This window comes from Parasphingorhabdus sp. JC815 (genome assembly GCF_040717415.1).
Lineage (GTDB): Bacteria > Pseudomonadota > Alphaproteobacteria > Sphingomonadales > Sphingomonadaceae > Parasphingorhabdus.
Window position 1 is genome coordinate 10,001 of the sequence record NZ_JBFEFM010000002.1, and the last position, 22,089, is coordinate 32,089.

25 protein-coding genes (1 of these 25 running past the window's edge) are annotated in these 22,089 nt (G+C 51.7%); 6 read left to right on the plus strand and 19 right to left on the minus strand.

Translation table 11 applies throughout. The features are described from left to right. Both AB1K62_RS05850 and AB1K62_RS05855 read left to right on the plus strand, forming a co-directional pair. Positions 1–1,346, plus strand: the 3' portion of a protein-coding gene (locus AB1K62_RS05850; RefSeq protein WP_367002093.1) for a lipopolysaccharide biosynthesis protein. Its footprint begins 151 nt before the window's first position; 1,346 of the gene's 1,497 nt are visible here — the last part of the coding sequence; the start codon falls outside the window, past its left edge; it ends in the stop codon at positions 1,344–1,346. A 66-nt stretch (positions 1,347–1,412) separates the two neighbouring features. Then, entirely contained in the window at positions 1,413–2,216 is an 804-nt protein-coding gene (locus tag AB1K62_RS05855) for a TIM barrel protein (protein WP_367002095.1), read from the plus strand. 15 nt (positions 2,217–2,231) lie between these two features. Here AB1K62_RS05855 and AB1K62_RS05860 read toward each other — a convergent pair whose 3' ends face one another. Next, a complete protein-coding gene (locus AB1K62_RS05860; RefSeq protein WP_367002097.1) occupies positions 2,232–2,660 on the minus strand; it encodes a CBS domain-containing protein in 429 nt (142 codons plus the stop codon). A gap of 139 nt (positions 2,661–2,799) precedes the next feature. On the opposite strand from AB1K62_RS05860, the gene AB1K62_RS05865 reads away from it, so the two are divergent. Further along, positions 2,800–3,099 (plus strand): hypothetical protein, encoded by a 300-nt coding sequence (locus tag AB1K62_RS05865; RefSeq protein WP_367002099.1) that lies wholly within the window; start codon positions 2,800–2,802, stop codon positions 3,097–3,099. Then, entirely contained in the window at positions 3,092–3,508 is a 417-nt protein-coding gene (locus AB1K62_RS05870; protein WP_367002101.1) for an acyl-CoA thioesterase, read from the plus strand. The genes AB1K62_RS05865 and AB1K62_RS05870 overlap by 8 nt, the downstream gene beginning before the upstream one ends. 31 nt (positions 3,509–3,539) lie before the next feature. Here the strand turns inward: AB1K62_RS05870 and AB1K62_RS05875 are convergent, their stop codons facing one another. The 6 genes from AB1K62_RS05875 to AB1K62_RS05900 form a co-directional block, all read right to left on the minus strand. Continuing rightward, a complete protein-coding gene (locus AB1K62_RS05875) occupies positions 3,540–5,147 on the minus strand; it encodes a hypothetical protein (protein ID WP_367002103.1) in 1,608 nt (535 codons plus the stop codon). 3 nt (positions 5,148–5,150) lie between these two features. Beyond that, a complete protein-coding gene (locus AB1K62_RS05880; RefSeq protein WP_367002105.1) occupies positions 5,151–6,542 on the minus strand; it encodes a DUF4139 domain-containing protein in 1,392 nt (463 codons plus the stop codon). 149 nt (positions 6,543–6,691) lie between these two features. Beyond that, complete coding sequence (locus AB1K62_RS05885) at positions 6,692–6,985, minus strand: putative quinol monooxygenase (protein ID WP_367002107.1); 294 nt, start codon at positions 6,983–6,985, stop codon at positions 6,692–6,694. A 41-nt stretch (positions 6,986–7,026) separates the two neighbouring features. Next, entirely contained in the window at positions 7,027–8,205 is a 1,179-nt protein-coding gene (locus tag AB1K62_RS05890) for an acetyl-CoA C-acyltransferase (protein WP_367002109.1), read from the minus strand. 154 nt (positions 8,206–8,359) lie between these two features. After that, positions 8,360–9,508 (minus strand): mechanosensitive ion channel family protein, encoded by a 1,149-nt coding sequence (locus tag AB1K62_RS05895; protein ID WP_367002111.1) that lies wholly within the window; start codon positions 9,506–9,508, stop codon positions 8,360–8,362. An 89-nt stretch (positions 9,509–9,597) separates the two neighbouring features. Next, a complete protein-coding gene (locus AB1K62_RS05900; RefSeq protein ID WP_367002112.1) occupies positions 9,598–10,365 on the minus strand; it encodes a TlyA family RNA methyltransferase in 768 nt (255 codons plus the stop codon). A gap of 43 nt (positions 10,366–10,408) precedes the next feature. Here AB1K62_RS05900 and AB1K62_RS05905 point away from each other — a divergent pair, with 43 nt between their 5' ends. Next, the gene (locus AB1K62_RS05905; protein WP_367002114.1) at positions 10,409–10,975 is read left to right on the plus strand and encodes a hypothetical protein; all 567 of its coding nucleotides are present in this window, start codon (positions 10,409–10,411) and stop codon (positions 10,973–10,975) included. 408 nt (positions 10,976–11,383) lie between these two features. Here AB1K62_RS05905 and AB1K62_RS05910 read toward each other — a convergent pair whose 3' ends face one another. The 4 genes from AB1K62_RS05910 to argH are packed head-to-tail and all read right to left on the minus strand — an operon-like array spanning position 11,384 to position 15,086. Continuing rightward, a complete protein-coding gene (locus AB1K62_RS05910) occupies positions 11,384–12,154 on the minus strand; it encodes a siroheme synthase (protein ID WP_367002115.1) in 771 nt (256 codons plus the stop codon). A 6-nt stretch (positions 12,155–12,160) separates the two neighbouring features. Further along, positions 12,161–13,420, minus strand: a complete 1,260-nt coding sequence (lysA, locus tag AB1K62_RS05915; protein WP_367002116.1) for a diaminopimelate decarboxylase — start codon at positions 13,418–13,420, stop codon at positions 12,161–12,163. 50 nt (positions 13,421–13,470) lie between these two features. Next, positions 13,471–13,719 carry a hypothetical protein gene (locus AB1K62_RS05920; protein ID WP_367002118.1) on the minus strand — a complete coding sequence of 83 codons (249 nt, stop codon included), beginning with the start codon at positions 13,717–13,719 and terminating at the stop codon, positions 13,471–13,473. Further along, entirely contained in the window at positions 13,716–15,086 is a 1,371-nt protein-coding gene (gene argH / locus AB1K62_RS05925; RefSeq protein ID WP_367002119.1) for an argininosuccinate lyase, read from the minus strand. The genes AB1K62_RS05920 and argH overlap by 4 nt, the downstream gene beginning before the upstream one ends. Before the next feature lie 28 nt (positions 15,087–15,114). Between argH and AB1K62_RS05930 the strand changes: the two genes are divergently transcribed. Then, positions 15,115–15,714, plus strand: a complete 600-nt coding sequence (locus tag AB1K62_RS05930) for a TlpA disulfide reductase family protein (protein ID WP_367002121.1) — start codon at positions 15,115–15,117, stop codon at positions 15,712–15,714. A gap of 31 nt (positions 15,715–15,745) precedes the next feature. Here the strand turns inward: AB1K62_RS05930 and AB1K62_RS05935 are convergent, their stop codons facing one another. From AB1K62_RS05935 to ccoO, 8 genes are read right to left on the minus strand one after another with little or no spacing between them, the layout of a single operon-like run. After that, a complete protein-coding gene (locus tag AB1K62_RS05935; RefSeq protein WP_367002122.1) occupies positions 15,746–15,985 on the minus strand; it encodes a hypothetical protein in 240 nt (79 codons plus the stop codon). After that, on the minus strand, positions 15,982–16,182 hold the full coding sequence (gene ccoS, locus AB1K62_RS05940) for a cbb3-type cytochrome oxidase assembly protein CcoS (protein ID WP_367002124.1): 201 nt from the start codon (positions 16,180–16,182) through the stop codon (positions 15,982–15,984). Before ccoS ends, AB1K62_RS05935 begins: the two co-directional genes overlap by 4 nt. Before the next feature lie 13 nt (positions 16,183–16,195). Continuing rightward, a complete protein-coding gene (locus AB1K62_RS05945; RefSeq protein WP_367002125.1) occupies positions 16,196–18,322 on the minus strand; it encodes a heavy metal translocating P-type ATPase in 2,127 nt (708 codons plus the stop codon). Further along, positions 18,319–18,798, minus strand: coding sequence for a FixH family protein (locus tag AB1K62_RS05950; protein ID WP_367002126.1), 480 nt, complete (start codon positions 18,796–18,798; stop codon positions 18,319–18,321). The genes AB1K62_RS05945 and AB1K62_RS05950 overlap by 4 nt, the downstream gene beginning before the upstream one ends. Next, entirely contained in the window at positions 18,795–20,246 is a 1,452-nt protein-coding gene (gene ccoG / locus AB1K62_RS05955) for a cytochrome c oxidase accessory protein CcoG (RefSeq protein WP_367002127.1), read from the minus strand. Before ccoG ends, AB1K62_RS05950 begins: the two co-directional genes overlap by 4 nt. Beyond that, positions 20,233–21,186 carry a cytochrome-c oxidase, cbb3-type subunit III gene (ccoP, locus tag AB1K62_RS05960; RefSeq protein WP_367002128.1) on the minus strand — a complete coding sequence of 318 codons (954 nt, stop codon included), beginning with the start codon at positions 21,184–21,186 and terminating at the stop codon, positions 20,233–20,235. The genes ccoG and ccoP overlap by 14 nt, the downstream gene beginning before the upstream one ends. After that, positions 21,179–21,352, minus strand: coding sequence for a cbb3-type cytochrome c oxidase subunit 3 (locus AB1K62_RS05965; protein WP_367002129.1), 174 nt, complete (start codon positions 21,350–21,352; stop codon positions 21,179–21,181). Before AB1K62_RS05965 ends, ccoP begins: the two co-directional genes overlap by 8 nt. After that, the gene (gene ccoO / locus AB1K62_RS05970; RefSeq protein ID WP_367002131.1) at positions 21,349–22,083 is read right to left on the minus strand and encodes a cytochrome-c oxidase, cbb3-type subunit II; all 735 of its coding nucleotides are present in this window, start codon (positions 22,081–22,083) and stop codon (positions 21,349–21,351) included. Before ccoO ends, AB1K62_RS05965 begins: the two co-directional genes overlap by 4 nt. Positions 22,084–22,089: the final 6 nt, after the last annotated feature.

Sequence of the window (22,089 nt, forward strand, 5' to 3'; positions counted from 1 at the left end):
ACGGTATTTTTGCAATGACCCAGGTCGTGTTTGTTTTTTTAGGCTTTCTGAACGGTTACGGCATCGTCAGTTCGATAATTCAGGCTGATAAAGTTGAACCTATCCGGATTCGGCAGGCATTTGGTATGCTTTTGCTCCTTAATGGCGGCATAGCGATTCTCCAGATTGCACTCGCTCCTGTGATTTCCGACTATTATCGCCAACCTATTATCGCAGACATGCTCCGCGTTCAGGCTCTTATCTTTATATCGACGCCTTTTCTGATTCTCCCTGAAGCATTGATGACTCGTAATCTGGAATTCAAGAAACCCGCGATTATCAATCTGATCTCTGCAATCGTCGGCGCAGCGGTGGCCTTATACTGTGCGCTCAACAATTATGGTGTCTGGACACTTGTATATGCACCGCTGTCGATTTTCTGGAGTCGCGCGATCTGTCTAGTAATCGCTTACAAGTTTTATATCTGGCCAAGCTTCAACTTTAAGGGCGCGGGCAAGATGTTCGGATTCGGAGCTACGCTCCTAGGTAGCCATCTATTCTGGACCATCCAGAGCCAGTCGGATATTTTTATCGCTGGCCGTTATCTCGATCCGCACCAGCTTGGCCTTTATGCGGAGGCATTATTCCTGACCACGATTTTTGCATCCAAGTTTGTGCCGCCACTGAACGAAGTCGCCTTCCCTGCTTATGCCAGGCTGCAAGATGATCGCGCAGCCATGAGTTGGTCCTTTTTGAAAGCCGTGCGGCTGATCATGCTGATATCTTGCCCCCTATATCTAGGCATGGCGGTCACCGCAGGTCCGCTGGTTGCCACGCTATTCGGGCCCAAGTGGCTTGAAATGGCACCTTTTGTCAGCATTCTGGCTCTGGCGATGCCGGTTATGACACTTCAGATATTATTCGCTCCCGCCAATAATGCAGTTGGTAAGCCCCAGATTACGGCAAAGGCATCCTTCGTCGGGGCACTATTAATGCCGACAACTTTTATGATTGCTTTGCAATGGGGTGCAATTGGCCTCGCCTGGGGCTGGGTCATTGCCTTTCCGTTGCTGACATTATTCACGTTTTTGCAGTCTTATCGTCACATAGGAATAAGTGGCACACAATTGGCAGCAGCTATATGGCCCGGACTATCTGCATCTGTTGCAATGGTGACGGTAGTTTATCTGATTGATAGTATCTTGCCGGATATGATCGTCTATGCCCGCTTGGCAATATTGGTTGCCATTGGCGCGATTTCTTATGTCGCCTTATTATGGTTGCTTGCAAAACCGACGCTAATCGAAGTGTTACAACTTGTCCTACGAAGGCAACAACCTGAAACTGATACTTCTTTGAGCGGGTAATTTTGTGAATATTACCCTCTTAATAGCGCGCATTGCTTCGAGACAGCCCTCCGCTAGAATATGCTAATGTCACATATATTGTCATTGGCGGCTGGTACGCACCCCGAATTTCCTCCCGATCAGATCGCTCATGCTGCCGGGCGGTCCGGATTTAGTCATGTCGGAGTTACTATAGAGCCGGAACAGTGGACGGCCGAACAGTCCAAAGCGACACTGTCCGCTCTGCGTCAATATGATCTATCCGTACTTGATGTAGAGGTTGTCTGGATTCCCGAAGGCGGCGACCTGACTGATGATCACCGTCTTATAATAGACGCAGGCGCACAATTGGGCGCATCCAACATATTGGTCGTCAGCGCGGAACCCGATCCAGACCGGACGGCAGCGGCTTTACACCAATTATGCGAATGGGCAGCACCAGCCGATATGCGTGTAGCGTTGGAATTCCTGATGATTACTGCGGTACGGTCACTTGATTCGGCATTGGACATTGTCAAACGGTGCAATCATCCGTCAGCGACGCTGCTGATTGACAGCCTGCATTTCCAAAGAGCCGGTCATACGCCCGTTGATTTGAAATCAATAGACAGCAACCTGCTTCCTTATAGCCAGATATGTGATGGCAATTTACAATGCGGTGATAATTTTAATGCTTATCTGGAAGATGCCGTTGATTTGCGTAGCGCTCCGGGCGAAGGGCAATTACCACTTGCCGAAATATTGGCAGCTTTACCCGCCGCTATCCCGCTAAGCTTGGAAGTCAGGTCGAAAAGCTGGAGAGACAAACATCCTGACGCAGTCGAGCGAGCCAAGGCAATCCGGCAACAGAGCCTCGCTTATTTTAACGATATCGGCGTTACGATTCGCTGATGACTTTCAACTGGTTCAGGCGCTTTGTATATAGTTACGCATCTCTGCTGCTTCACTTTCAATCTTGTCGATGCGATATTTGACCAGATCACCAATAGACACGAATCCGATCAGATTATCGCCATCAACCACCGGCAAGTGGCGGATACGCCGTTTCGTCATCAACGACAGAGCGTCAATCGCGCTGATTTCAAGATCTATAGATACAACATCTTTTGTCATGACATCAGCAACTCGCTTGTCCATAACTGCCGCGCCCAGCTTATGGATGCCATATAATACATCCCGCTCGGAAAACATGCCGACAACATGCTCTCCATCAAGAACGGGCAATGCTCCGATTCTTTTTTCGGCCAGAATGGCAACAGCTTCAGCGACTATATGATCTGCGGCGCAGCTAAATATCGGTCCATCCCGTCCCTGTATTATTGCCCGTATCGTCATTAACATCCTCTCTCTCTGGCTAAAAATAACCGATTCTTGCTTTAGGAAAGATCAACATAGCATATTTCACGAGGAAGTTGGACTTGATGACAGCCAGAATCAGGTTCAAAGAGGGGCTGATATAAAGGAGTGAACCAATTTGTCTGGCCCATCGCAATTAGATGACCCCTTATATGCCGGTGTAGCGTGGTCGCGATACTGGCGATTAATGCGCTGGATGTGTGCGCTTACTATTTTATGCGTCGCCATTGCGCTTGGACTTTTATATTTTCTGCACGGCATGGTTTCGATACATATGTATATCGCTACTGCCGCCGGGGTAGGATTTGCTTTATTACTGACATCCGCTCTCATGGGTCTGGTATTCATGTCGAGCACGTCGGGACATGATGACAGTGTCGAGAATCATTTAGACGAAGATCTCCCCCCCGATGAATGATGATAAATTGAGCAATTTAATCGCGCTACAGCCGGTTTTGCGCGTTGCTCCACAGCCACGCGATCTGAATAATAACGGCCATATATTTGGCGGCTGGGTTCTTTCGCAGATGGATATTGCCGGCGGAATCATGGCCGCACGGGTCGCACAAGGTGCTACTGCTACGGTCGCGATTGAGGCCATGTCATTTCTCGCCCCTATTCTCACCCGCGATATAGTCTCGGTCTATGCTCAGGTTGAGCGAATCGGCAATACGTCTGTCAGCTTGCGGATTGATGTTGTTGCAGAACGCAACCGAGGCGAAGAACATGTGCCGGTAACCAGCGGATTATTCACTTTTGTTGCTCTTGATGAAGCGCATCGTCCCCGGACTATCCCGGAAAGTTCAAAAACCAAATATCTCGGCTAGTCTTAAGCCTAACTGCATTTAACTCTGCTCGTTAATCTTCATTCATAATACGGTAAGTCAGCACATGTTTATCATTAGCTGGCACGGTCACTTTCCATAAACTCTTGCCATCCTTGCGACTCAGCTTCTCGCTGGTTTTGCTCAACTTTTGTTTATCCGAATGGTTTAACTTAATTTCAACCTTCGCAGCATTGCCCGAAGCATTGGAAATTACCAGTTGCATATCTCTAGATTGTTTGCCCCGGCTAACACCATGTTGAATTTCTTTTACTTCATAACGCACTAGCGGACTCTGGCCGATCGTAACTTCGACTTCTTCGCCGACAGCTTTGTCATCCAATCCGCCCTCACCTAACAAAAGCCGTTCACGACTGGCAGTTTTGAACGCGACCAATTGTCCGGCGGGTAAAGCAACCCCCAAACCGTCGCGTTTCTTGTTTTGAAACCGATACATTAAATTAAGTGGAACTGAGGCTTGCTGGTTGCTTGCCCATATTTGCGCTTCATGGATTTGCTCGACCGGAATCGCCGTTCTTTCAAACATCGCCACCTGTTTCTGGGACTGCGAAGCCACGGTCACGCGAACCGGAATCTGGTATAGCTTCAAATCGCCCAGATCCTCCTGCTTCGCTTCTACCTTTCTAGCACCAGTAACAGTTAGCAAATCGGCTCTTGCTTCCATTGCAGCTATGGGAGGTGGCATCGGCGCACCGGACAAACGAAGTTGAGCGCGTTGGCGTTCATAGTTTTTCACACTAATATCGCTGGTCGTCCCTTGCGGCCAACAGCGTAGAGTAATCGCACCACCGCTGGTGCGCTGAACATTATCGCGTCCCTTGTTGGGCTGCCCGGCTACCGTCTGGGTCTGGGCATCTACAAAGGATGTCTCGTCACCACTAGCCAGTGTGAGCCATGAAAACAGGTCCATAGTTTTACCATCTGCGCTGACATCCGCGACATAATTGGCTTGCCAGTCAAAGCCGGTGGCAAGATAGGAAAGGGTTACGGTCGCGCGGGTCGGCGTCGCCACACGACTTTTAACCGATAATGTCGGCTTTGCTGAAAGACCTTCGGGAATCGCGGGATAGACAATATTTTCGTTAAGGCCGGTGCATTGCAGGGCTTCAAAACCGTCTGCTGTCTGTAACACCATACCGCCACTGGCATCGGTGCGGATTTGGGCATCAAATTCACGGGTTTCACCAGTCGCCGCGCTGGTCCGGCGGATCGTAACACCGCGGCCAAGATAAGCATTAAGCAAAGCCGACGGTGACAATAGCGCAGCATCACGGTTTTTCTCTATCAGCCCGTCGGGCAAACCGGTGACAATTGCAGATTGCGGAATAATCCCGCCTGCCACACCTTCAAAACGCAAATCAACTTCACCGGCCGGAAGAGTAACCGTGCGTTGCTCGGTAATCAGGGCGTAACCGCCGAGATAATTAAGGCTCATACCAACATCACTGCTACGCTGCGGATTGCGGTAAACTGTTACCGAGACCGAGGAGGGCGCCTTCGATGTCACGGTTTGCCGTGTTGATTCGGTTTGCGCCGATCCGGTTTGCGCCGATTCGGTTTGCGCAGGGGCGGGCATAGCGGTCACAAAGAGGATGAACGCAAAAAGCGCTCTCACTTTCATGGTCTAGAACCGCGTCTCAAAAGTGGCAGTAACCGTTGCCTTACCTTTGGCAGGAACCGGCACTTTCCAGACAATGCTCCGCGATGAGCGCCGTTCACTTTTCAGGCTCTCATCTACAATCCGGGTATCGCTCCAATAGAAATCCAGTCCGTCCTGAATCAACGAGACAGTCACCGGCGCTGAGCGTGCGTTAGTTATTTCATAAGCCATGGAGCTGCGCCACTTATTGGGCGACAACCGCCGCCGCTCGGTCACAGTAGGTTTCACCTTTACGTCAAACGCTACTCCGGTTTTCAATCCCAATTCGGACCCCATGGGCGTATGACCAATAGTGTTTTCACCAATAAATTGCGGCTGGCCGGAAGCATCCTTCATATAGACGCGCACCGTCCCGGCGGGGAGTGCATCGACCAGCCCGCCATTTGCCGACGAACTAAATTGCAACACAGTCGCAGCACTTTGCGGTTCATTCTGGGTGCCGAGCCAGCGATTTGTATATTCATATGTTTTTTGGGCGGGCGCTCCTGTTACATCCAGAAAGCTGACCTGCTTGGTTTGTGCATTGGCAATCGTTGTGCGCTCGGCCAACGGATAAAGATAAAAATCGCCCAAAGCCTCCCTTCCCGGCGATTCTGTTCCGGCTTGTCGGATATTATTTCGGGGAATACGCCTACCCCGTCTGTTCATACTGGACCCGTTCACACTAGGAGTACCTGCAACCAACAGGGTTTTTGCATTATCAAAAGTCGTACCGGTACTATTGGTTAATGTGACCCAGCCCTGCACATCCATCTTGCCCGCATTTTCATCGAATAAAGCGACATAATCCGCTTCCCAGCTCATGCCGCTCGTCAAATAGCTGAGCTGTGCAGGTCGTCTACCGCTGCGCGTACTGTTCAACGTGACCGAGAGTGTGGGCCGCGCGCGCAAATTATTTGGCACCTTGTCAAAAATCACCCGAGTAGGCAGGCGGTCATCGCGCAATACTTCAATCCGGCCACCAATTTGCAGCACTACACCGCCATTTGCCGCCAGCACCTTGGCGCGCTCTCGTGTTTCATTGCCCGTCGCGGGATTAATCCGAACGATAGTAACAGTCTCGCCCACTGCTTTTTCCATCAGCTTGGCCGGTGACAACAGATCATAATCAAAATTCTGCTCTACAATCCCGGTATCAGCCGCGTTAAACCCGACTGTTTCTGCTCTGATCTGACCCGACACACCGGGAAATGTCTGTACCGAACGGCCCGACGGAATATTTAGCTGGCGCCTATCCTGTACCAGCGCGAGGTCATCATTATAAATTGTGACTGCTATATCACCCTGACCAGAGGATTGACCGATCGCCGGGGTAGCAAGGATTAAAGCCAGACCGGTTAAAGCAAGAAGCCGCATAGTGTCTCTCCATCGTTCATATCACATCATTTAACGCCGCAAAAATGAACATAGTTCGAACAATGTTGGTCTAATTTTCTATAAATACGGCCTAGATTTCAAACATTTCGTGGCGGAACAGCCATTGCTTGCTGTTCCGCCACGCTGGATCAAATTCCATCCAGATATTCAATCACCGGCGCTGCAGCCATGCAGGGGGCCAGCTTGGGCCCGCTGGCACGAAAATGTTCGGATTTGCCGTGCGCTTCCAGTGCCGCCTGATCGACATAGCGTTCCAGCACTTTATATTGTTGGGGATTATCCTTGCACTTAAATACAGAATAAAACTCATTTCCCGGTTCATTTTCTCGCACTGCGGTCATCAGCTCAGAAAATACCGCTTCGAATTCTGCATTCTTACCGTCCGCCACTGTTAAGGTCGCCACCACGCCGACTGAGGCCATATTCCGTTCTCCTGTTTATTTTCTATCTGTTCTTGGCGCTGTTAAAAAATTTCAAACAGCCCTGCTGCGCCTTGTCCACCGCCGATGCACATAGTGACAACAGCATATTTCGCGCCGCGCCGCTTGCCTTCGATCAATGCGTGGCCGGTGCAGCGTGCGCCGGTCATGCCATAGGGATGGCCGATTGAAATTGATCCGCCATTCACGTTCAGTATTTCACCCGGAATGCCCAGCTTCTGCTGACAATAAAGCACCTGAACCGCAAAGGCTTCATTGAGTTCCCACAGGCCGATATCATCCATTTTCAGGTTAAAACGTTCCAGCAATTTGGGAATTGCGAAAACCGGGCCAATGCCCATTTCATCTGGTTTCGTACCAGCCACAGCCATACCGATATAGCGGCCAAGCGGGTTTAGTCCGGCTTTCTCTGCCACGCTCGCTTCCATAAGCACACTGGCGGCAGAACCGTCGGATAGCTGAGAGGCATTACCGGCCGTCACAATTTTGTCAGGACCAAGCACAGGTTTCAGGCTCTGCAAACCTTCCAGCGTGGTTCCCGGACGATTGCCCTCATCCTTGGCTATCGTGACTTCCTGATTGGAAATCTCTTTGGTTTCCTTGTCCTGTACACCCATGGTGGTCGTGACAGAAATTAGCTCATCATCAAATTTTCCGGCGTCCTGAGCTGCGGCGGTACGCTGTTGTGATTGTAGCGCATATTCATCACATGCTTCGCGGCTTATGCCATAGCGTTCACCCACTACTTCAGCGGTTTGCAGCATCGGCATATAAATATCGTCATGCATTGCCATTAACTCGCGGTCGGGTTGCACCCGCATTTCCGGTGTCTGCACCGTAGAGATGGACTCCTGACCACCGCCAACAACCACATCCATGCGATCAACCACCACCTGTTTGTGCGCCGTAGCAATCGCCATCAAGCCAGAAGAACATTGCCGGTCAATCGTCATGCCGGGCACTTCAATCGGAAAACCAGAGCGCAAAGCGACCTGACGGGCAAGGTTGGTCCCCTGTGATGCCTGTTGCAGCGCGCTACCCCAGACCACATCATCAATTCTTGCTGGGTCAATGCCGGCTCGCTCAACGGCTGCTTTTGCTGCATAGCTACCAAGTGTGGGGCCAAGCGTGGTATTGAAAGCGCCTTTATAGGCACGGCCAATAGGAGTCCGGGCGGTAGAAACGATTACTGCGTCACGCATGATGATGGTCCTTTGCGGTTGATTGTTGAGTCAAATTTGCAGCTATATTCTGCGCTGAAAGCCCGTTTAACAAGGTTTTTCTTTGCAATTGGTTATGACGCTACGGCATTGCGGGCAGACATCCGAACCTGATTCAAAGTGTTTACCCTATGCCTCAATTTTCTTGTATCCGAACCGGAAAGCCCCCTTCGGGATAAGGCAATATCATCTCGCCATCGGGCGCGGCGGTAAAGATGGTTTGCGTCGGATAGGCAAATTCCAGCCCTTCTTCATTAAACTTTTGCAGGATCGCCAGACCGATCGAATGGCGGCCATTAAAAACCGTGTCATAGTCACTACTCATAATGTCAAAATCCAGCTCAAAGTTGATCGAACTGTCACCGAAGCCAACAAATCCGCAGCGAATGAACACCGCATCATTCGCTTCTACAATCGTTTTAAGTATGTCCGGAATACGCCGCGCATCATCGGGCTTTGTCTGATAGATAACGCCGATACCAAAGCGCGTCCGGCGGCGCGCAAGCCGGGTTAAATTGGTAATTTCTTTGTCCAGAAGGTTCGTGTTGGAAATGATAATCTCCTCCCCTGTGATCGCGCGCAGACGAGTGCTTTTCAGACCGATCTTCTCAATCGTGCCAGAGCTATTATCGTAGGAAATTGTTTCACCACGTTTGAACGGTTTGTCAAAAATTATCGATAGCGCAGCGAACAGGTCTGAAAATATACCCTGTGCCGCCAAACCGATGGCGATACCGCCAACGCCCAAACCCGCAATCAAGCCCGTAACATCCACGCCTAGATTGCCAAGTATGACAATAGCAGCAATCGCGAAAATCACCGCACTAACCAACAAACGGATTAGCGTCATCGCATTTTGTAGCGTTTCATGCTGGTCCGGGTCAGAAGATAATTTATGCTGAAAGAAACCGAGCACCAGTTCCCGGACCCAAATAGCGATCTGTAACACCACTGCAATTGTGAACAGGAAGCCAATAGTTCTGACTATCTCTGTAGGCGCATTGGAATAGACCGCCACCAATTGGGCAGACACCATGATCATGAAAAACTTGCTTGTTCGCGCAATAGCACCCGAAATAATGGTGCGATAACCAGTTAAATTGTCGCTTTTCCTGATATGTCGGACGGCCAGCCGTTTGACCCCGCCCAATATGATAAATATCAGGACGCCGATCCCGCCCGCAATGATCAGTTCAATAAAATGCTGTGAAATCCAGTCACTGGCCTCTGCAACCAATCGGTTAACGGTTGCTCCCACATTAGAAATTTTGTTCGATTCAGTCATAGAGTCGAGTTCCTCTGTTGGGGGTATAAGCACAAAAATCTAATGAGGACCGGAAAGAAAAACAACCCGTGCGAATAGCAAGGGACCGATCACGCCTGTTTTCGGGCAGCGATAAGAAACTCCACATTACCCTTTGGCCCTGTAATCGGACTTTCTGTAATTCCCTGTACTGACCAGCCCTGCCCGCTGAGCCAAATATCAATCTTTTTGCATGTTCTTTCATGAACAGACGGATCTCGCACAACGCCGCCTTTACCGACTTCGCTACGCTCGGCTTCAAATTGTGGCTTGATAAGCGCAACCATCAACGCTCCATCAGACGCAAAAGTCATTGGTTTCTCCAAAACCTTGGTCAGCGAAATAAAACTGGCATCGCAGACGATCAGGTTGACCGGTTCGGGGATATGTTCATCGGTCAGGATTCGCGCGCTGGTCTGTTCATGCACAATCACCCGGTCGTCTTGACGCAATTTCCACGCAAGCTGATTTGTTCCGCTGTCGACTGCATAAACTCGCGAAGCGCCGCGGGTTAACAGGACATCGGTAAAGCCGCCGGTGCTACTGCCAACGTCAATTGCAGTGACACCGGACACATCAATCGTAAAATGATTAAGCGCATGGTCCAGCTTGATCCCACCGCGTGAAACCCATGGATGGTCTTTGCCTTTCAGCTCAATCGACGCATCGGTGGGGATCTTGTGTCCCGGCTTGTCAATTTTCTGATCCGCAACCATGACTAGTCCAGCCATAATATAAGCCTGTGCCTTTGCGCGCGTTTCGGCCAGCCCGCGATCAACCAGGATCTGGTCAATCCGTATCTTGGCAGGCTTCGCAGATTTGATCGCTTCATGGGACATAGTAAATTGCCACTAGCGTAGCGCAATGGTTTTGACCATATTCATGCCTATGAGAATCACATTTGCCCTGTCCGCTATATTTTTGGCATCCGGTTGCTCGGCAGTAGTGCCCGCACCAACGCAACCGTCCCCCCAGACTCCGGTATCGACGCCAAAACCGGCCCCCACACCGCCACCTGCATCAACACCGCCATCAGCACCGCAACCCTTACGCGGGGACTGGACAGAATGGCCCTTGGCTAATGGAGACTGGACCTATCAAGCGGGTAATCGCGGTTCCACCGCTTCATTCGGGCCACCCGATGGGCAGGCAAGTTTCACCATTCGTTGTGATAAGAGCCGCCAGCAACTGATCCTTTCACGCGCAGGAGCCGTAGCAAATAGCGGGGCACAAATGACGCTGATGGCGAGTTCCGGACAGCAAACCTATCCTGCCCGAAATACCGGAAGTCAGCCCAGCTATGCGGCTATATCCCTGTCGGCTACAGAATATATGATGGACCGGATTGCTTTTAGCCGCGGCCGGTTTGCGGTGAGGACAACAGGATTGCCACCCCTTGCCATCCCGATCTGGCCCGAATTCACCCGCGTTGTCGAGGATTGCCGTTAAAATGACGCAACCATCATGCGGCAGGCAATAGGTTTGCTACCCTAACAAGGGATAGTGATGACATTTATATTAGCAAAATAGCGGACATTCGAGAGGCTATAGCTACAATATAGTGGCTCGAACGGAAGGAACGATTCTGACAGCAAATTAAAATAATACAAGTCTTGTTCGCATAGCCAGAATGATTCACATTCCAATCGTCGAACAAGCGGAGATATTCAATGCAACAGTTCGTATCTTATCAACAAGCGAAAGGAGGTGGTCCGATGTCTCATGGTTCAGCACAGGGGTCGGAAAAATCCGTTCGGGGAGCCTGTTTGATCTAGAGATCATGTTTCCCGGCAGCGGCACTTCCTACCGCTGACCCATGTTTAGAGGCTGTTGATCCACACGATCGACAGCCTCTTTTCATTTCATTCTTATCAAAAGGGTAAGACCTTGCGCTTTGTCTCGTTGATAAGCAGCAAGATCAAACCGCTGTGCATCGGCACGCGCACGATTCAAAATTGCGTTGGACACATCGCTTTGGGCAAATATCAGATCGGCCTGTCCCAATAACCGGGCCTGCCGGATAGTGAGATCATCAGGGTCAGCACTGGCCAGATCAATTTCAATCACCTGATCCACCGCGCCTTGCTCTGCGCTATCCAACCAGATACTCACCGCTTCATCGGTTCCATCGGTGAAGGGGTCGAGCGGCGCGCCCGGGTCAAGCGCGGCATCAATAGCCCGGCGGCGATTCGCGGCGTCGGGCCACTGTTCTTTAATTTTGTCACGTGCCGCAAAAAGACTGTTCGCCAGCCTTCCCAGATTTTCTGGCAACAGACGCTCCAGCCGCTGGCGCAAAGCTTTTGCCAGTCCTGCCGATGCCCCTCCCGTGCCAACGGCGATCAGGACCGGGTCACGATCAACGATTGCAGGCGTAGTAAAATCACATAGTGCGGGCCGGTCGACGACATTAACGAGCAAGCCACGTGCTTTGAGACGCGTGGCCACAGCGACGGCTTCACCCTCATCCTCCAGTGCGACCACCGCCAGTGCAGCTTGCGAATGCTCATCATCGATGATGATCGCTCCAGCACGCTCATATAGGCGCCTTTTCGCGTCGGCCATTTCCCCGGTGCCGATCATTATGACCTTGCGTCCGCGCAAATTCACAAAGATCGGAAACTGGTTCATCGCCGCTTATTCCAGCCAGTCTGGCACATGTTCAGCGGCCATGATCGCGGCTGGCTCAATCCGTTCAGCCACCACCGCATATCGGTCACCATCGACCAGCACCTCTGGCACCAATGGACGGCTATTATAGGTGTTAGCCATGGTCGCGCCATAAGCACCGGCGGTCCGGAATATACCAAGGTCACCTGTCTCCACTTTGTCCACCACACGTTCTTTTGCAAAAATATCACTACTTTCACAAATCGGACCTACAATGGATGCTTTCATGGTCTCACCAGTTGGCTGAACCGCTTCAAAATGGTGCCACGCATCATAAATGGCGGGCCGCATCAAATCATTCATCGCCGCGTCGACTATGACAAAATCACTATTCACTCCAGGTTTAATCCTGATCACCTGTGTCATCATTATTCCGCTATTTCCAGCAATAACGCGGCCCGGCTCGAACATCAACGTAACGTCCCAACCTTTGGTCACACGCGCGACCATTGCGCCATATTCAGCAGGACTAGGTGGGTTTTCTTCTGGCCTATATGGAACTCCAAGACCGCCACCAAGGTCAACATGAGTGATGATATGACCTGCCGCACGTAACTGGCTGACCATTTCCCCCATACGGGCATAGCATTTTTCAAGCGGATCAAGACTTTGTAACTGGCTACCAATATGAACCGCCACACCGCGCAGGTCCAAACCCTCCAGCCGTGACAAGCGCGCAAAAATATCCGGTGCGACATCAATCGCAACGCCAAATTTATTCTCCGCCTTACCAGTCGAGATTTTGGCATGCGTTCCCGCATCAACATCTGGATTAACACGCAATGTCGTCGGAGCCCTCTGCCCTTTTGCCGCAGCAATTTCCGCCAGCATTTGCCCTTCTTCTTCAGACTCGAGGTTAAATTGTCCGATGCCTTTATCAAGACCAAGCTCCAGCTCTACACGGCTTTTTCCAACACCGGAAAAAACAATATCTTCCGCTTTCATCCCCGCTGCCAATGCACGCTCTAACTCCCCGCCGGAGACTACATCTGCTCCATATCCTTGATTCGCCAATATCTTCAGCACTGCCAGATTGGGATTGGCTTTAACTGCAAAGGCAAGATGAACATTGCCAGCATCTTTCAATCCTTCGCGAAATACGCGGGCATGCCGCTCCAATGTTGCGCGGGAATAAACATAGACTGGTGTGCCAATCTGTTCAGCAATATCGGTGAGCGCAATATCTTCGGCGTGCAGCACGCCATCTCTCAGTTGAAAATGGTCCATTTAACAGGGCTTTCAGATTTAGTAGGTTTGTAATTTAAGTGAAAGCGAACTTAACCGGGAGGGGGAAGATCAAATTTGTCATCCTGCCGTTTTTCGGACCGGCGAAGCAATTCATCGCTTCGTTCAGGCCGAGCCTGACTGGATGGTGTAATTAATTCTTCACCAGTTGGTTTCTTTATTTCACCATATGCAGGCTGCGGAAGCGATTGCCCCTTGGCTGGCACAAGATCACCGCGATTACCACAAGCAGAAAGGACTGTCCAAATAACTAGAGCCGTAAGTTTCTGGTAATTCTTCATAGTTGCTTTGCCTGTTGCAGCAGCATGATTTGCTTCCTTACCTGTTCTGGAGCAGTTCCTCCATAGCTTTTGCGACTGACAACAGACCCTTCAACGCTCAAATCCGGCATGCTGTGACCTTTGACTCTAGCATCTATCGCGACAAGATCTGCAACATTGAGATCAGCAAGGTCACAACCGCGCTCCTCACAAAGCTTCACTGCCGCACCGGTAATATGATGAGCTTCACGGAACGGAATGTTTATATCTCTTACTAACCAGTCAGCGAGATCGGTTGCTGTGGAAAAACCGCTATCAGCGGCTGCACGCATTCGCTCAGGCACAAAGCTGACACTTTTTATAATACCAGTCATCGCCGCAAGTGAAAGACCAAGCAGATCATGTGCTTCAAATACCGGCGGTTTGTCGTCCTGCATATCTTTTGAATAAGCAAGCGGCAGGCCTTTCATCGTCATCATCAAAGCGTTCAGACATCCGACAATCCGACCCGCATGGCCACGCACCAGCTCTGCAGCATCGGGGTTGCGTTTTTGCGGCATGATCGAGCTGCCGGTTGACCATTCGTCTGATAGCTTCACAAAACCAAATGGCTGCGATGCCCAGATGATGACCTCTTCGGCTAGACGCGACAAATGCAGCGCCGTTTGCGATGCGGCCATCAAATAATCCAGCGCGAAATCGCGGTCTGATACGCTGTCCATCGAATTAGCTGTCACGCCATCGAAGTCCAACGCCTCTGCCGTTAATTTACGGTCGTTGGGAAAGCCTGTTCCAGCGAGAGCGGCAGCGCCCAGTGGACATTCATTCAAACGCTCTCTGGCTGCCGAGAACCGGCTGCTATCGCGTGCAAACATTTCATGATAGGCAAGCAAATGATGCCCCATGGTGACGGGCTGTGCGACCTGCAAATGAGTAAAGCCGGGCATGATGGTGTCAGCCTGTTCTTTTGCCCGGTCGACCAATGCGTCACGTAATTCACTCAGGCCATCATAAACATCGTCCATCGCATCGCGAACCCATAAACGAAAAGAGGTTGCCACCTGATCATTGCGCGACCGCGCGGTGTGCAGACGTCCGGCAACCGGGCCGATAATTTCGGTCAGCCGCGCTTCTATGGTCATGTGAATATCTTCTAGATCCAAATTTTCAGGAACACCTTCTGTTTCATATTCCTGTGCGATCTGATTGAGGCCATCGATGATTTGCGCCGCGTCTTCTTCCTCGACAATTCCTTGTTTGGATAGCATTGAGACATGCGCGAGTGAGGCACGGATATCCTGTCGCCATAACTTCTTGTCGAACGGGATAGAGGCGTTTATCTCGCGCATGACTGATGAAGGGCCATCGGCGAATCTGCCGCCCCACATTTTGTTGGAACTCTGATTGGAATCTGATGTGCGATTAGTGATACGATTATTCCTGTTTCTATGCTTGCCTGCGATCCTTGTCGCTTGTGAATCTGGCGATAAGCAATCTGACGGAGCGGGGCAAGTCAATGATGATATGGATAAGATGGAGACTATCAAGGGGAATAGCGGAATGGCTGGCCGGCTTGACATCTCGCAGCGCGGCTCCCCGATGGTGGACACACCGTTTAAGGCTCCGGATGGCGCAATTGTGCGGCTTTCAGACTTTACTGGCAAGCCTCTGCTGGTGAACATCTGGGCGACATGGTGTGCGCCATGCGTCGTGGAGATGCCGATGCTTGATAAATTGGCCGCGCGGGAAAAAAATCGTCTGCAGGTGCTTGTTGTCTCACAGGATATTGATGGCGCCAAGAAAGTGGACCCGTTTTTCGCCAAAGCCGGCTTTAGCGAACTGGAAGCCTATACCGATCAGGAAAATGGACTAAGTTTTGGATTCGGGTCGGGCCTGATGCCGACCACCGTGCTCTATGATGCAGATGGCAAAGAAGTCTGGCGGGTCATTGGTGCCATGGATTGGGATGGCGCGCGCGCTGCGACGTTGATGGAAGAAACGCTGGCACAGCAATAAATATGATGCAGACTGCCGCGTCCTTCCCCGATCAATGGGGCGAAGATGTCCTGGAAGATTGCTTGCGCGAGCAAAAAGAGTGACAGGCTTTTGCACAGTCATCAGGAAATTGTTCCTGCGGGTCCAGTGGCACAGATATGGTTCTGTTCACGCCATTAGCGCCGCATAGGGACAAGCTGATCGTTCCACTTGCCGGAACAAGCGGCGTAATGGCCAGCATCGCGACAGCGGGAACGTAGAGACAGAGTGCTTCGAACTGCTTTTTCATCATGGCTGTTCGTTTCCCTCATCCGGCCCGGCTTCTGTCGTTTTCTCGGCTTTTTCTTCGGCTTCATCGTCAATCAGCACCCGATGCGCCGCACCGTCCAGATCATCAAACTGGCCATTACGCATAGCCCAAAAGAAAAACCCGAGACCGGCCAGCCCCATACCTAGCGCCACAGGAATCAGAATTGCCAAGCCGCTCATAGATTTTGGCCGCTCATTTTGCAGCACCATTCAGCCGCAAAGCATTACCAACCACAATCAGCGACGATAGCGACATGGCAATCGCGGCAATCAAAGGTGTCACCATGCCGGTCAGAGCCAGCGGTACCGCGATAATATTATAGCAGATTGCCAGCCCGAAATTCTGCCGGACGATCTGCATTGTCCGCTGGGCGGTTTGCACCGCAAGCGCTACGGGCAAAAACGAATCGCTAGTGAAAACCACATCTGCTGCCTGTTGACCGACATCGCTGGCAGAGCCGGGAGCGATAGACACATGCGCTGCGGCCAGCGCGGGACCGTCATTCAACCCGTCCCCGACCATCAATATTTTATGGCCCTCGGAACGGAAGCCCTCAATGGCTTCTAGTTTTTCTTGCGGGCTGACTCCTGAACGGGCGGTCAGGTCAACTATTTTTGCAGTTTTGGCAACCGATGCAGCATTGTCACCCGATATAATCATTCCCGGCAGACCAAGCGCTTCTAACCGCCCGATAGCCTCCAGCGCGTCAGGACGGATTTCATCCTCTAACCGGATGTCAGCATATTCGTTACCGATTCCCAGCTGACAGGACAGATAATCTTCCGATTTGACCGGCTTGCCAAGAGTGACAGATAGACCATCCCAGCTTCCCGACATCCCCTCTCCTGCTACCTCTTGCAAATTATCCAATTCTACCGGCGAAATATTTTGCGAAAGCAAGGCTGTGCGTATTCCCCTGCTCACCGGATGTTTGCTGGCCTGCGCCAGTGCCAGTGCAACTTGTTTCTGGGCCAACGTCAGATGGTCCAGATCAACCGGCACGGGACGACCGAGCGTCAATGTTCCGGTCTTGTCGAACAAGGCATAATCCGCTTCGGCAAGCCGTTCCAATGCGTTGCCGTCTTTTATCATCACGCCCTTTCGCAAAAGTGCGCCCGAAGCGACGACCTGCGCAGCCGGAACGGCCAGCCCCAATGCACAGGGGCAGGTAATGATAAGCACTGCAATGGCAATGATTAACGACTGATACACACCCGCACCGGCAAACATCCAGAAAGCAAATGCCAACAGAGCAAGGCTGTGGACGGCAGGCGCATAGATACGGGCCGCCTTGTCGGCAATCCGCACATAGAAAGAACGTTGTTGTCCCGCCTCATCCATCAATCGCGCAATATCGGACAGGCTGGTGTCTTCTCCTGTTGCTGTAATCTGGACGGTGACCGGCGCGGTTAAGTTAAGCGTGCCGGCAAGTACAAGATCGCCAGAAGCCTTGGGCTGAGGCTCGCTTTCACCGGTCATCAGGGAAAAATCGAAATTGCTGGTGCCATTTTCAATCACGCCGTCCGCAGCAAGATTGTCACCCGCAGCGACCACCATCCGCATGCCCGGGCGCAAATCTTTGGTGGCGGTCCATTCGGTTACGCCTTTTTCCGTCAACACCATCGCCCCTGGCGCGGTCTGTTTGAGCAGAGCCGAAATACCCTCACGCGCGCGGTCACGCATCATGCCGTCAAGAACCCGCCCAGCGAGTAAAAAGAACAATAGCATCACCACGCTTTCAAAATAAGCATGTGCGCCACTGGTCATGGTTTCATAAATGCTAAGCCCCATGGCAAGCGATATGCCGATAGCAATGGGCACATCCATATTGGTCCGGCCATGGCGCAGCGCCGTATATGCAGAACTAAAAAACGGACGGCCCGAATAAAAAAACACCGGTATCGCAATCAAGGCCGAGAGCCAGTGGAATAGATCGCGAGTCGGCCCTACAGCGCCGGACCAGACACTGACCGACAACAGCATCACGTTCATCATGCCAAAACCGGCAACCGCGAGCGCGCGAATCAGCCTGTCTGTTTCTCCCTTTTCTTCGGTCGGGGGAATATCTGCCAATATTTGTGCATCGAACCCCAGCTTCTCGATCAGCTCTTTGATCCTGTCTTCGCGCAAATCGGGAAGATGGGAGACTACAACCTGTTTGGTCGAGAAGTTGACCCGGGCTGACAATATATCAGGCACGGGTGATAATCCGTTCTCTATTTTGGAGATACAACCGGCACAGCGGATTGAAGGGACAACATAACGCGAAACAACAGTGTCGGGGCTATTTATAGCATCAAGATGTGTGACTACGTTCAAAGAATATCCTGTATGAGCGCCATTTCTTTGTCGCCCCGCTTGATTTTAATCCGCAATTTCCATCGCCCTTCGGGCAATATATCCCGGCTTATATAATTGCCCGTATCGTCTTGCACGAAATCGAGCGTAACCGGATCGGCCCGTCCCACCGGGTGAATGGCGGTCGCGCTAACCGTTGCACCGTCAAATATGGTTTTATCAGCATCCAGCACCGTAATCGACGCTTTACCCTGAACGCGCGCGACCTTTGAAACGCTCCACCCATAGGATGCTTGTTTGCGGCCTTCCTCAAGCCATTCGTTATATTTTTGACTGGCAACATAGCTATTATCGACGACTGTGCCGCCAAAGGTTGAAACTGCAAAACTTGCCATCAACAGATTGACCGCGATGACCACGCCGAAGAAAGTGACAATGATTGCCGTGGCATGATAGCCGGTAAATTTTTTGGGCGCGACAGGTTCTTGTTTCATCATTCTGTTCCCGGACGTTCAAAATAGACTTCTTGGGTATCTTTTGCAGTCGGATCGTCCTCAGCCTCTACAGTGAAGGCAAACGTCTCTTTTGCTACACCTTCTCCCGGACCGGCCACAAACAGCCTTACCTTGCCGACGCTGTCCGCCGGCACCTGAACCGTAACGGATCTTCCGGCATTTTCACGCGTTCCACCCGTTGACCATAGCACAGCCTGACCAAGACCGGACATGGATATTTCTACTGTCCGGGGGCGGCTTTCCATATTGCGGATTTTTGCATCATAGCTGTTGCGTATATTCCCATCAGCCAATTGCACATAGATCGGGTTGCGATCAGATTGCACCGCAATGTCCAGACGCATGCGATTGCCAAGCACAAACAGCATCCCCAGACCGATACCGGCCCAAACCGCAAAATAGAGAATCGTGCGGACCCGCAGCAGGTTCTTCCATGCGGGCTGGGTCGGCTCACCAGCGCGTTCACGGTCTGCATCTTCATAGGTAATATAATCTATCAGGCCGCGCGGACGATCAATTTTCTCCATGACCTGATCACAGGCATCAATGCACAGTGCACAGGTGATACAGCCGATTTGCGGCCCTTCCCGAATATCGATCCCGGTCGGGCAAACCTGAACACATTGAAGGCAGTCTATACAGTCACCAAAATTTTCCGGATCGTTCTTGACCTGTTTCAGGCTTCCCCGCGGTTCCCCGCGCCAGTCTTTATAGGTCACGATCAGCGAATTTTCATCCATCATCGTGGACTGGATACGCGGCCATGGGCACGCATAGATGCAAAATTGTTCCCGCATGAAACCGCCCAGGATAAACGTAGTCGCGGTCAATATGCCAACCGTGGCATAGGCCACAAACGGGGCCTCACCGGATATGAACTGGCGCGCCAAAGTCGGTGCGTCGGCAAAATAGAAAATCCAAGCGCCGCCGGTCGCAAAGGCGATAACCAGCCATATTCCCCATTTGGAAAACCGGCGTATAATTTTATTGGCCGTCCACGGTGAATTTTGCAGCCGTACCTGCGCGTTATGATCGCCATCAATCCAGCGCTCAATATGCTGATAAACGTCGGTCCAGACGGTCTGGGGACAGGCATAGCCGCACCACGCGCGGCCCACGGCGGAAGTAACAAGGAAAAGCCCGATACCCGCCATAACCAGCAGACCGGCAACATAGTAAAATTCATGCGGCCAGATTTCGATTCCGAACATATAGAAACGGCGACCAGCCAGATCGACCAGAACAGCCTGATCCGGTGCATAAGGGCCGCGGTCCCATCTTATCCATGGCGTGACATAATAAATGGTCAGGGTGACTGCCATGACGACCCATTTCAAACGCCGGTAATAACCATCAACTGCTTTGGGAAAAACGGGCTTACGTTTCTCGAATAGGCTGCGTTTGTCTTTGATGACCTCAGGAGCGTTCATCACCTGCCACCTGTTCATGCCCTATTTTTTCAAGCGTGTCCTCGTTCACTTCCTCAACCGCAGGCAAGGTTTCACCGCCACCCAACGAATGGACATAGACCGCAAGCATACGGATAGTTGCCGCATCAAGCCGGTGGCCCCAGCGCGGCATCACGCCGTATCGGCTGTTTGTAATCGTATATTTGAGCGATTCCCGGTCAAGACCATATAGGCTGATCGAATCGGTAAGGTCTGGCGCGCCCTGTGTGCGATCGCCCTTGCCCTCCGGTCCATGACAGACCGTGCAATTGACCTCGAACAAAGCCGCGCCGCGCGTGGCCGACTCACTGTTTTCTTCCTTACCGGAAAGGACACGGACATAGCTCACCAGATCGCTAATTTCATCTGGCTGCAAAATACCGTCACGGCCAAAGGCAGGCATTTGCGAGAAGCGTGTTTTGTCATGATCGGGGTTACGTATTCCGTGGGTCAGCGTATATTCAATCGCTTCCAGATCACCGCCCCACAGCCAGTTATCGTCATTCAGGTTCGGATAGCCCTTTGAACCCGCGGCGCCCGTACCGTGGCACTGCACACAATGAACCTTAAATGCCGAGCGACCGCCCTCAATGGCTTGCTGCATCAGTTCGGGACTACCGTTCAGCTTGCGGATATCGGTGGAGACCAGCGCTTGACGGATCGGTTCCAGTTCAGCTTCACGGGCAGCGATTGATTGTTCAAACTCGCCCCGGCTCGTCCAGCCCAAAAGCCCCTCGGTCGCCGAATTGACCATCGGCCACGCGGGGTAAAGAATGACATATCCGATAGCCCAGACAATCGAGGCATAAAGAGACCACAGCCACCAGCGTGGCATCGGGGTATCGAGCTCTTCAATACCATCCCACTCATGGCCAACGGTTTCTGTACCCGTAGGCGTATCGATGCGTCTATTGTCAGTCATCTTTGCCACCTTCTTCATGGCTGTCATCAAAAATCATATTGGCTGCGTCCTCATGATGACGGTTCGCGCCAGGACGAAAAGTCCATGCAATGAACGTCAGGAAAACGAGGCCCATGAAAACCAGGCCCCAGCTGTCGGCAAAATGGCGCATTTCATCATAGCTCATCTTGGCTCTTCCTGTGGTTCACCCATTTCAAAATCAACCAAGGTCCCCAGCATCTGAAGATAGGCGACCAATGCATCCATCTCCGTCAGCCTGTCAGGGTTTCCGTCAAAGTCACGGACCTGCGCCTTGGGATAGCGTTTCTGCAATTCGGTAGCATTAGCCATCGGGTCTGCCTGTATGGCAAGATCCTCATTGGCCTTTTCGATCGCTTCCTCACTATATGGCACGCCCAGCCTACGCATGGCACGGAGATGCGCTGACATATCACCATGGTCAAGATCACGCTCGGCCAGGAACGCATAGGGCGGCATGATTGATTCCGGCACCATGGCGCGCGGGTCGATCAAATGCTGCACATGCCATTCATCCGAATAGCGCCCACCAACGCGGGCAAGGTCCGGCCCTGTGCGCTTGGAACCCCACTGGAACGGCCTGTCATACATTGATTCTGCCGCAAGCGAATAGTGGCCATAACGCTCCACCTCGTCGCGGAACGGGCGGATCATCTGGCTGTGGCAGCTATAACAGCCCTCGCGGACATAAATATTCCGTCCAGCCAGCTCCAGCGGCGTATATGGTCGCACACCGTCCACTTCCTCGACCGTATTATCGATCCAGAAAAGGGGAGCAATTTCGACTATTCCACCAATCGCAACGGCGATAAACGAGAATACAGCCAGTAAAGTAACATTACGCTCAAGCTTCTTGTGCTTATCTGCAAGTATAGACATGTTCCC

Coding starts and splice junctions, on each gene's coding strand:
- ccoS (WP_367002124.1), bottom strand. CDS start 16,182: ATGAGCGGCTTGGCAATTCTGATTCCTGTGGCGCTAGGTATGGGGCTG.
- AB1K62_RS05885 (WP_367002107.1), bottom strand. CDS start 6,985: ATGGCCTCAGTCGGCGTGGTGGCGACCTTAACAGTGGCGGACGGTAAG.
- AB1K62_RS05895 (WP_367002111.1), bottom strand. CDS start 9,508: ATGACTGAATCGAACAAAATTTCTAATGTGGGAGCAACCGTTAACCGA.
- AB1K62_RS05965 (WP_367002129.1), bottom strand. CDS start 21,352: ATGAGCTATGATGAAATGCGCCATTTTGCCGACAGCTGGGGCCTGGTT.
- argH (WP_367002119.1), bottom strand. CDS start 15,086: ATGTGGGGCGGCAGATTCGCCGATGGCCCTTCATCAGTCATGCGCGAG.
- AB1K62_RS05920 (WP_367002118.1), bottom strand. CDS start 13,719: ATGAAGAATTACCAGAAACTTACGGCTCTAGTTATTTGGACAGTCCTT.
- AB1K62_RS05890 (WP_367002109.1), bottom strand. CDS start 8,205: ATGCGTGACGCAGTAATCGTTTCTACCGCCCGGACTCCTATTGGCCGT.
- AB1K62_RS05855 (WP_367002095.1), top strand. CDS start 1,413: ATGTCACATATATTGTCATTGGCGGCTGGTACGCACCCCGAATTTCCT.
- ccoG (WP_367002127.1), bottom strand. CDS start 20,246: ATGAACGCTCCTGAGGTCATCAAAGACAAACGCAGCCTATTCGAGAAA.
- ccoO (WP_367002131.1), bottom strand. CDS start 22,083: ATGTCTATACTTGCAGATAAGCACAAGAAGCTTGAGCGTAATGTTACT.
- AB1K62_RS05875 (WP_367002103.1), bottom strand. CDS start 5,147: ATGAAAGTGAGAGCGCTTTTTGCGTTCATCCTCTTTGTGACCGCTATG.
- AB1K62_RS05905 (WP_367002114.1), top strand. CDS start 10,409: ATGCCTATGAGAATCACATTTGCCCTGTCCGCTATATTTTTGGCATCC.
- AB1K62_RS05900 (WP_367002112.1), bottom strand. CDS start 10,365: ATGTCCCATGAAGCGATCAAATCTGCGAAGCCTGCCAAGATACGGATT.
- AB1K62_RS05935 (WP_367002122.1), bottom strand. CDS start 15,985: ATGATGAAAAAGCAGTTCGAAGCACTCTGTCTCTACGTTCCCGCTGTC.
- AB1K62_RS05910 (WP_367002115.1), bottom strand. CDS start 12,154: ATGAACCAGTTTCCGATCTTTGTGAATTTGCGCGGACGCAAGGTCATA.
- lysA (WP_367002116.1), bottom strand. CDS start 13,420: ATGGACCATTTTCAACTGAGAGATGGCGTGCTGCACGCCGAAGATATT.
- ccoP (WP_367002128.1), bottom strand. CDS start 21,186: ATGACTGACAATAGACGCATCGATACGCCTACGGGTACAGAAACCGTT.
- AB1K62_RS05870 (WP_367002101.1), top strand. CDS start 3,092: ATGAATGATGATAAATTGAGCAATTTAATCGCGCTACAGCCGGTTTTG.
- AB1K62_RS05950 (WP_367002126.1), bottom strand. CDS start 18,798: ATGATGAAACAAGAACCTGTCGCGCCCAAAAAATTTACCGGCTATCAT.
- AB1K62_RS05860 (WP_367002097.1), bottom strand. CDS start 2,660: ATGACGATACGGGCAATAATACAGGGACGGGATGGACCGATATTTAGC.
- AB1K62_RS05880 (WP_367002105.1), bottom strand. CDS start 6,542: ATGCGGCTTCTTGCTTTAACCGGTCTGGCTTTAATCCTTGCTACCCCG.